This window comes from Streptomyces sp. NPDC047869 (assembly GCF_040704065.1).
Lineage (GTDB): Bacteria > Actinomycetota > Actinomycetes > Streptomycetales > Streptomycetaceae > Streptomyces.
In genome coordinates this window covers 1-1,191 of record NZ_JBEYRK010000077.1, presented here as the reverse complement: position 1 = coordinate 1,191, position 1,191 = coordinate 1, and the positions used below count along the sequence as shown (strand labels likewise).

General features: G+C 67.3%; 1 protein-coding gene. It reads right to left on the bottom strand.

Annotated features, from left to right (window positions below; all coding sequences use genetic code 11):
• The gene (locus AB0924_RS38600; protein WP_366913988.1) at positions 1 to 1,086 is read right to left on the bottom strand and encodes an IS630 family transposase; all 1,086 of its coding nucleotides are present in this window, start codon (positions 1,084 to 1,086) and stop codon (positions 1 to 3) included.
• Between the last annotated feature and the right edge of the window lie 105 nt (positions 1,087 to 1,191).

Below are 1,191 nucleotides of genomic sequence, written 5' to 3'. Positions count from 1 at the left end.
CTAGTGAGCTGGTCCGGAGATCCTGTCGCAGTAGCGGCAGATCCGGTCGATGATCTGGTCGGCTGTCTTGGTCCAGCGGAACGGGCGGGCCTGTTCGTTCCAGACCTCGATCCATTTCTGCAGGGCTGCCTGGAGCGCGTCGACTGAGCAGAACACCCCGCGTTCCAGGCAGCGGCGCTGCAGTTCCGCGAACCAGCGTTCTACCTGGTTGATCCACGACGAGTACGTGGGTGTGAAGTGCAGAGCGAAACGTGGATGGGCCACCAGCCACTTGTGCACGACCGGCGCCTTGTGCGCGGAGAGGTTGTCGCAGATCACGTGGACTGCCAGACCGGGCTCCACCTCGTGGTCGAGCAGGTCCAGGAAGTCGCGGAAGTCCTCGGCGGCGTGACGGGCGGACACCTTGCCGATCACTTTCCCGGTGGCGATGTCCAGCGCCGCGAACAGATCGGTGGTGCCGTGCCGGATGTAGTCGAAACTGCGCCGCTCGGGGACACCGGGCAGCATCGGGAGCACGGGTGCCGTCCGTTCCAGTGCCTGGATCTGCGGTTTCTCGTCGACCGAGAAGACCACCGCGTTCGCCGGCGGGGCCAGATAGAGCCCGACCACATCCCTGATCTTGTCCAGCAGCAACGGATCCGGGGAGATCTTGAACGTCTCGGTACGGTGCGGCTGCAGCCCGAACGCCTGCCAGATCCGGTACACACTGGTCGGCGAGATACCCACCTGGCGTGCCAGCTCCCGCTTGGACCAGTGCGTTCCGCCCTCCGGCACCGCTTCCAACGTCCGCACCACCACCTCCTCGACCTGCGCATCGGTGATGGTGCGCGGCACCCCGGGGCGCGGCTCGTCGGACAAGCCGTCGAGCCGCTCGGCCAGGAACCGGGTCCGCCACCGGCGCACCGTCTTGCGGTCGGTCTCCAGCCGGGCCGCCACCGCGGTATTGCTCAGCCCGTCCGCGCAGGCGAGCACGATCGCGGCCCGCTTGGCCAGGCCCTGCGCCGTCGACCGGCGCCGGGCCCAGTTCCGCAAGATCGATCGCTCATCCCCGGACAGCACGAGCGGCTCCAGCCTGGTGTCCCCCATGCCCTCAGGACACCGCCCCCAGCCACCTCGCAACTGGCAAACGCCCGAATCTGAAACGGAAGGCGACTCACGAGGCGAGACCAGAACTCAAGACCGGGACACTAG

Bases quoted from the DNA above. Each gene is read 5' to 3' on its own strand.
- AB0924_RS38600 (WP_366913988.1), bottom strand. From the start codon at position 1,086: ATGGGGGACACCAGGCTGGAGCCGCTCGTGCTGTCCGGGGATGAGCGA.